The sequence below is a fragment of the Lentzea miocenica genome (assembly GCF_033949945.1).
In the GTDB taxonomy this organism is placed as follows: domain Bacteria; phylum Actinomycetota; class Actinomycetes; order Mycobacteriales; family Pseudonocardiaceae; genus Lentzea; species Lentzea miocenica.
In genome coordinates this window covers 73879-81430 of sequence record NZ_JAXAVW010000045.1, presented here as the reverse complement: position 1 = coordinate 81430, position 7552 = coordinate 73879, and the positions used below count along the sequence as shown (strand labels likewise).

At 66.9% G+C, this 7552-nt stretch carries 9 protein-coding genes; 5 read left to right on the top strand and 4 right to left on the bottom strand.

Annotation, left to right across the window (positions count from 1 at the left end; genetic code table 11):
• Window positions 1-212: 212 nt before the first annotated feature.
• Window positions 213-689: a carboxypeptidase regulatory-like domain-containing protein gene (locus SK803_RS40630; protein ID WP_406601656.1), complete on the bottom strand. Its 477-nt coding sequence runs from the start codon at window positions 687-689 to the stop codon at window positions 213-215.
• 5 nt (window positions 690-694) lie between these two features.
• Window positions 695-1300 carry an RNA polymerase sigma factor gene (locus tag SK803_RS40625; protein ID WP_319971529.1) on the bottom strand — a complete coding sequence of 202 codons (606 nt, stop codon included), beginning with the start codon at window positions 1298-1300 and terminating at the stop codon, window positions 695-697.
• A gap of 372 nt (window positions 1301-1672) precedes the next feature.
• Between SK803_RS40625 and SK803_RS40620 the strand changes: the two genes are divergently transcribed.
• The 5 genes from SK803_RS40620 (at window position 1673) to SK803_RS40600 (ending at window position 6773) form a co-directional block, all read left to right on the top strand.
• Complete coding sequence (locus SK803_RS40620) at window positions 1673-2332, top strand: copper homeostasis protein CutC (protein WP_319971528.1); 660 nt, start codon at window positions 1673-1675, stop codon at window positions 2330-2332.
• Window positions 2333-2411: 79 nt separating this feature from the next.
• Complete coding sequence (locus SK803_RS40615; RefSeq protein ID WP_319971527.1) at window positions 2412-3692, top strand: extracellular solute-binding protein; 1281 nt, start codon at window positions 2412-2414, stop codon at window positions 3690-3692.
• Between the two features lie 2 nt (window positions 3693-3694).
• Window positions 3695-4579 (top strand): carbohydrate ABC transporter permease, encoded by an 885-nt coding sequence (locus SK803_RS40610; RefSeq protein ID WP_319971526.1) that lies wholly within the window; start codon window positions 3695-3697, stop codon window positions 4577-4579.
• Window positions 4576-5409, top strand: a complete 834-nt coding sequence (locus tag SK803_RS40605; protein ID WP_319971525.1) for a carbohydrate ABC transporter permease — start codon at window positions 4576-4578, stop codon at window positions 5407-5409. Before SK803_RS40610 ends, SK803_RS40605 begins: the two co-directional genes overlap by 4 nt.
• Window positions 5406-6773, top strand: a complete 1368-nt coding sequence (locus tag SK803_RS40600; protein WP_319971524.1) for a beta-N-acetylhexosaminidase — start codon at window positions 5406-5408, stop codon at window positions 6771-6773. Before SK803_RS40605 ends, SK803_RS40600 begins: the two co-directional genes overlap by 4 nt.
• 74 nt (window positions 6774-6847) lie before the next feature.
• Here SK803_RS40600 and SK803_RS40595 read toward each other — a convergent pair whose 3' ends face one another.
• Window positions 6848-7078, bottom strand: coding sequence for a PspC domain-containing protein (locus tag SK803_RS40595; protein ID WP_319971523.1), 231 nt, complete (start codon window positions 7076-7078; stop codon window positions 6848-6850).
• A gap of 85 nt (window positions 7079-7163) precedes the next feature.
• Window positions 7164-7550, bottom strand: coding sequence for a VOC family protein (locus SK803_RS40590; protein WP_319971522.1), 387 nt, complete (start codon window positions 7548-7550; stop codon window positions 7164-7166).
• Window positions 7551-7552: the final 2 nt, after the last annotated feature.

Here is a 7552-nt window from a genome sequence, read left to right as displayed (position 1 = left end):
CCGAAAGCGTGGCGGTTTGACACCCCTCCCTGGTTGCAGCAAGAGCTGTGGCACGACTCGTGACGGGGACCCCCCACCGGAACCACACGAGAAGAGCAGCTCGGCTTCGCCGTCGCCTATAGCGCCTCGGCTTCGCCGTCGGGTCGCCTCGCCTGCGGCATCGGCGTTGGTGCGGTGTCTGAAATCCCCAGTTCCCCAGTTGTGTTGTGTTGCTAGAGCATGATTGTTGGTGTCACCACTGTTCGGCCTGGTTCGCCGCGTGAGTTCACCAGGTGCACCAGGATTTGCGTGGTTCCTGTTGGTACGTCGGACAGGACGAACCTGCCGCCGTCGTCTGCCTGGGTGCAGGAGGACTGGTGGTCGGCTACGCGGACCTCGACTGTGTGTTCGCCTGCGGGGACCAGCCAGCCGTCTATGCGGTGGCGGGAGCCGGTTGAGGTGAAGTTCACCATCAGGGTGAGGTTGTCGACGGTGAAGGTGATCGTGCCGGTTTGGCCGCCGCGTACGCCGGCGAACGAGCCCGCGCGTTCCCACCGGGCGACTTCCACGTCCAGGGATTCCAGAGCGATCGCGAACTTCACGCGGTCCACCAGGTCTGCCGGTGGCGGGTCCAGTTCGTCGACCAGCCTGTTCAGTTCGGAGAGGACGGCGGTGTCCTCAAGGCCCCTGCGGTCGTCGCGCGGGTCGATCTCGTTCACCGCGATCCTCCTTCCGTCTCCAGGTAGTTGCGCAGCAGGGTCAGACACCGTCCCCTGGTCGGACCGATGCTGCCGTGGGGCATGGCCAGTGCTTCTGCCACTGCTCGGTACTCCGCGCGGCCCGCGAGCACGGTGAGTCGGAGCAGTTCCTGGCACCTCGTGGTCAACCTGCCGAACGCCAGCCAGAGCCTGCGGTCGCGGTCGTCCATCAGCGTCACGTCCTCTGGCAGGCCGTGGTCGGACTCGAGCTGTTCGGCGTATTCGTCGGACAGGTGGGTCTCACGCTTGTTGGGTGTCCAGGTTCGGCGCGCTTCACGCCTCGTTGTGACGACCAAGTAGCCGACCAGGGCTTTGGGCTCGTGGATGTTCTCGATGTTCTTCAAGAACGCGAGCCAGACGGTTTGCACGACGTCTTCCGCGGCGGCCCGGTCCAGGCCTTGGCCGCGGGCCACGTGCCACAGCAGTGGGGTCAGCTCGGTCACCAGCACGTCCAGTGCGTCGCGGTTGCCTTCGCGTGCGGCCGCGACGCACACCGCGTGTCGTTCGGTGCCTTCAAGCCCGTCCCACGGCGGACGGTCATCCGCCGTGTGCAGCTCGTCCATGCAGCACCTCCGATCGGCCGCCCTGTCAGCGCCGTCCGCCAACTCATGAAGGGCTAACTGGGCGGTAGATACAAAATTCACTCGATTGGAGCAGTATCGCCGCCACGTCGAGGCTCATCTTCCTCCGGGTATGCCAGCGGCCCGTGATTCCCCCTCCGGATCACGGGCCGCCAGTGGGTGGGAGCTCGCGCCGGCCGGCACCCCTCGAACCGACCGACGCGTGCTCCACGCCTGAACAAAGCGCTCACTGAGAAAGAGCGGAACTCAGGCGGGCAGATACAAGCTCAGACGCACCAAACGTGGGTCCGGCTCCTCGATTCCCGAAAGCACATGCCGCAGTCGTGTTCCCCGTCGGCCGTTATGGTCTAGACCATGCCGATTCTCGAAGTGATCGCACTGAACGTGAAGGACGCCGAGGCCGCGCAGGCGGGTGGCGCGCACCGGTTGGAACTGGTCGCGGACATGGCCTCCGACGGCCTCACCCCGTCGGTCTCCACCTTCAAGGAGGTGCGGCAGGCCGTCGACATCCCTGTTCGCGTGATGCTCAGGGACGCCAAGGGGTTCGCGCCCGGCAACCTCAAGCAGCTGCGCCGGCAGGCCTGGGAGCTGCGGGAGGCGGGCGCCACCGAGTTCGTTCTGGGCTTCCTCGACGCCGAGGGGGAGATCGACGAGGGCGTCACGCTGAACCTCGTCGCGGAGCTCGAAGGCTGCGCCTGGACCTTTCACCGTGCGCTCGACAACGCCGCGGACATTTTCCGTTCCTGGGCGACGGTTCAGACCCTCGGTTGCGACACCGTGCTCGCCGCGGGAAGTCCCAAGGGGGTCGAGGACGGTCTCGAGAACCTGAAGAAGCTGGTCGGCCAGGCCCCGCCCGCGCTGCTCGTCGGCGGTGGCCTCCAGGTGCGTCACGTCGAAGAACTGCTGGCAGCGGGCGTGAACGGATTTCACGTTGGCAGCGCGGTTCGCGCCTCGGGGTGGGATTCGCCGGTGGACGCGGCATCGGTTCGGGAATGGGTCAATCGTCTGGTCTAGACCCTTGCCCTGGACCGTTCTACAGTCACGTTGCTTCCTGTGAAATGGCTGTTGCAACATGTGCAATGCGGAGGGCGCGATGAGGCTGAAGACGATCGTGGCTGTGCTGGGCGTGGGCGCGGTGGTCGCCTGCGCACCGGTGCAGTCTGGAGGACCGACCGACTCGGGTGCGGACGAGAAGACCGGGCAGTTGCGGGTCTGGCTGTTCGACGAGGTCAACCGCGGGCCCAAGGAAGGCGTGGTGAAGGAGGCGATCTCCGAGTTCCAGGCGGCTCACAGCGGCGTCACCGTCGATGTCCAGTACATCCAGGTGTCCAGCAGGGCGGAACGCTTCAAGGCCGCTTTCAGCGACCCGAAGAGCGCGCCGGACGTCGCCGAGTTCGGCAACACCGACCTCGCGGGCTACGTGTCCGCCGGCGGCTTCTCGGAGCTCGACCTCGGTTCTTGGAGCGAGTCCCAGGATCTTGTGCCCACGATCCTGGACACGGCCAAGGTCGACGGCAAGACCTACGGCGTGCCGTGGTTCGTCGGCGTCCGTGCGCTCTACTACCGCACCGACGTGTTCAACGAGCTCGGCCTGAAGCCGCCGGCGACGCTCGACGAGATCGCCACGACGGCCAGGGAGATCCGGCAGAAGAAGCCTGAGCTGATCGGCATCTCCGCCGGCGGCAAGTACCTGTTCGCCGCGCTGCCGTTCATCTGGGCGAACGGTGGCGAGATCGCCAAGCAGGACGGCGGCAAGTTCACCGCCGCCATCGACAGCGCCGAGGCCAAGGCCGGTGTCGCCAAGTACACCGAGCTGATCAAGGACGACATCTGTCCGCCCGCGACCTGTGCCGGCAACGGCGGTGACGCGAGCGTCGAGGCGTTCCGCGCGGGCAAGGCCGCGATGACCATCGGTGGCGACTTCAACCGCAAGTCCGTCGACGCGTCTGCGGCCGCGGGCAAGTACGGCGTCGTGCCGCTGCCCGGCAAGACCAAGGGCTCGATCGCGCCCGCGTTCGCCGGCGGCAACCTGCTCGGCGTCATGAAGGGCACGCAGCGCAAGACGCTCGCGAACGAGTTCACGCAGCTGCTCGCGTCGAAGAAGTACCAGCAGAAGATGTACACGGCGATGGGCAACCTGCCGACGTTCGGCGACGTGCAGAAGCAGGTCAGCGACTCCGACAAGTTCCTGGAGCCGTTCACCAAGACCCTGCAGTCCGGCACGAAGTTCGTCCCCGTCACGCCGGCGTGGGCGAAGATCGAGGCACAGACCGTGGTGCCGACGATGCTCCAGGAGATCGTCACCGGCGCGAAGAACGTCGACACGGCCACCGCCGACGCCGCCAAGACGATGAACGCGGCCTTCACGTCGTGAGCATGACCGCCAAAGGCCAGGGGCGGACCGCGTTCGCCTACCTGGCTCCAGCGCTGCTGGTACTCGGGGGCCTGCTGGCCTACCCGATCTACCAGCTGGTGCTCATCTCGCTCTACGACTACGGCCAGGAGCAGGTGAGCGGCGGTGCGCCGCTCACCTTCCTCGGTCTCGGGAACTACCAGAACCTGCTGGGGAACCAGCAGTTCTGGGGTGTGCTCGGGCAGACCGTCGCGTTCGCGGCGGTCTGCGTGGTCGGCACGTTGCTAGTGGGCGCTTTTCTCGCGATCTTGGCGACTCGGGTGCGAACCTGGGTGCGCATGACGTTGTTCCTGGCGGCGCTCGGTGCGTGGTCCACGCCCGCCGTCGCCGGGTCGACGATCTGGCTGTTCCTGTTCGACGCGAACTTCGGGTTCGTCAACGAGGTACTCGGCATCCAGGGCTTCTCCTGGACGTTCGACAAGTGGACGGCGTTCGGACTCGTTGCGGCACAGGTGATCTGGTGCTCGTTCCCGTTCGTCATGGTGACGCTCTACGCGGGCATCAAGGCGATTCCGACCGAGGTGCTGGAAGCCGCGGCACTGGACGGCGCGTCGACGTTCCGCACGGCCTGGAGCGTCACGCTGCCGTTGCTGCGGCCGATCATCCTCGTGGTGACGATCCAGTCGATCATCTGGGACTTCAAGGTCTTCACACAGATCTACGTGATGACCAACGGCGGCGGTATAGCCGGGCGCAACCTCGTGCTCAACGTCTACGCCTACCAACAGGCGTTCGCGGCGTCGGAGTACGGGCTGGGCGCGGCCATCGGTGTCGTGATGACCGTGCTTTTGCTGGCGATCACGATGGTCTACCTCCGCGCGCTGCGGCGGTCAGGGGAGGTCCTGTGAGGCGCTGGCTGACCGAGGGCTTCGTCCTCATCATCGCCGCGGTCGTGGCGTTCCCGCTGTTCTGGATGGTGCTGTCGGCGTTCAAGCCGGAGGACGAGATCATCTCGGCCGATCCGGTGCCGTGGACGACGCGGCCGACGCTGGACAGTTTCACGCGGGCGCTGACCGTCGCGAACTTCGGGCGCTACTTCATGAACAGCATCATCGTCGCGCTGATCGTGGTGGCGCTGAGCATCCTGATCTCGTTCCTGGCGGCGACCGCGCTGACCCGGTTCCGGTTCCGCAGCCGCACGACGTTGCTGATCATGCTGCTGGTGGTGCAGATGGTGCCGGTCGAGGCGTTGACCGTGCCGCTGTTCTTCCTGATGCGGTCGGTCGGTGACTCGGTTCCGGCGTTCGGCCTGAACCACCTCGGCTCGCTCGTGCTGGTGCATCTCGCGTTCAGCCTGCCGTTCGCGATCTGGATGCTGCGCGGCTTCGTCGCCGCGGTGCCGGTGGAACTGGAGGAGGCCGCCACCCTGGACGGCGCCTCGCGGTTCCGGTTCCTGTGGCAGGTGCTGTTCCCGCTCGTCGCGCCCGGCCTGGTGGCGACGTCGGTGCTGTCGTTCATCCACGCCTGGAACGACTTCCTGTTCGCCAAGACGTTCATCATCTCGGCCGTGGAGAACCAGACCCTGCCGCTGGCTCTCCAGGTGTTCGTCAAACCCGACCAGAACGATTGGGGCGCGATCATGGCGGGCTCCACCCTGATGACCATCCCTGTGCTCATCTTCTTCGTGCTCGTGCAACGCCGTCTGGTTTCCGGCCTCGCGGGGGCGGTGAAGGGATGAACCTCCTGCCACGCCCGGTGTCCTATGTGGACGGCGGAAGGCTCTGCGAGTACCGGGGCTGGGAGACGGTTCTCGTCGACGGCCCGCCCGGCGGCTATCGGCTGCTCTCGTCCGACGACGGCGTGCTGATCGAGGCGAACGACGCGGCCGGCGAGATGAACGCGCTGCAGACCTTGCGGCAGCTGCTGGGACCGCAGGCGTTCCGGGCGGCGGGGGAGAAACCCGTGGTGATCCCGGCGTGCGAGATCGTCGACCATCCGCGGTTCCAGTGGCGTGGCGTGATGCTGGACGTGTCGCGGCACTTCCTGCCCAAGCGGGAGGTGCTGCGGTACGTCGAGCTGCTGTCCGCGCACAAGCTCAACGTCCTGCACCTGCACCTGACCGACGACCAGGGCTGGCGCTTCGAGGTGAAGCGCTATCCGAAGCTCACCGAGGTCGGGTCGTGGCGGGAGGACTCGCGGTTCGGCGACCGGCGCTCGGCCGGCATGGCGGGACGTCCGCACGGCGGTTTCTACACCCAGGACGACCTGCGGGAGATCGTCGAGTACGCGCGGTCGCGGCACATCGCGGTGATCCCGGAGATCGACATCCCGGGACACTCGCAGGCGGCCATCGCGGCGTACCCGGAGCTCGGCGTGCACGGCGGCGGAGTCTGGACGGACTGGGGTGTCAACGAACGCGTGCTCAACACGGACGAGTCCACTGTGGACTTCTACCGGAACGTGTTCGACGAGCTGATGGACGTGTTCCCGTCCGAGGTCATCGGGCTCGGCGGCGACGAGGCGCCCGGCCACGAGGGCGAACTGGTCCGCGCCATCGCGAAGCACGTGGTGCGCGGCGGGCGGCGGCCGTACGGGTGGGACGAGGTCCTGGAGTCCGGTCCGCTGCCGGTCGGCACGATCGTCGCGTCGTGGCGCGGCGTCGAGCCCGGCATCACCGCCCTGCGCGAGGGCCACGACGTGGTGATGTGCCCTGAGCAGCACGTTTACCTGGACTACCGGCAGTCGGAGTCGCTGGACGAACCGATTCCGGTGGGGACGGTGACCACGCTGGAGGACGTCTACGCGTGGGATCCGGTGCCTGCCGGGCTCACGGGTGAGGAGCCGGGGCGGTTGCTGGGGGCGCAGGCGAACATCTGGACCGAGCACCTCGACTCGGCCCGGCGGGTGGACTACGCGGCGTTCCCTCGTCTCGCGGCGTTCGCCGAGGTCATGTGGTCCCCGGCGGAGAAGGATCCGCAGTTCGTGCAACGGCTGGCGGAACATCATCTGCCGCGCCTGGACGCACTGGGTGTGGAGTACCGACCCCTCGACGGCCCACTCCCGTGGCAAAAGCTCCCCGGTGTGCCGGGGTTCCCGCGTTGATCAGCAGGGGTGGAGTCCCCCACCCCTGCCGGCGGTCACCTGTGCGGTCCTGACTCCCATGGTGATCACGAGGCTTACACGGCCGCGTCTTCCTCGGGCATGAGGATCCAGGCGGCGACGTAGAGGATCGCTCCGGTGCCGAACCCGAGCAGCGTCGCCGCCACCAGGATGATCCGCAGGATCGCGGCGTCCACGCCGATCATCTTGGCCATGCCGCCGCAGACACCGGCGATCATCTTGTCGCTCCGGCTGCGGCGGAGCTTCTTGACCTGGTCAGTGGCTTCGTTGAGCACGTTGTTCGTCATGGCTCAAGATTCGTCGAAACAGAGCCACGGCACATCGGTGACCACCCGGAACCCGACCCTGAGTCCGGGCCGGGTTCTCAGGGCTTCAGTCGAGGCAGAACTCATTGCCCTCGACGTCCTGCATGTTCTGGCACGACTCGTTGTCCTCGTCGGCGAGCAGCAGCTGCCCGCGCACCGCTCCGAGCGCGACCAGTCGTGCGCACTCGGCCTCGAGCGCGGCGAGGCGCTCCTCGCCCACCAGCCCGGTGCCGACCCGCACGTCGAGGTGCACGCGGTTCTTGACGATCTTCCCCTCGGGGACGCGCTGGAAGAACAGCCGCGGACCCACTCCGGACGGATCGCCGGCCGCGAACCACGAATCGTCGTCGTGCCCATCCGGTCCGACGTACCCCAGCACCTCGCACCAGAACCGGCCGACGCGCACGGGTTCCGCGCAGTCGAAGGTGACCTGGACCTGCTTCGCTGACCCCATCA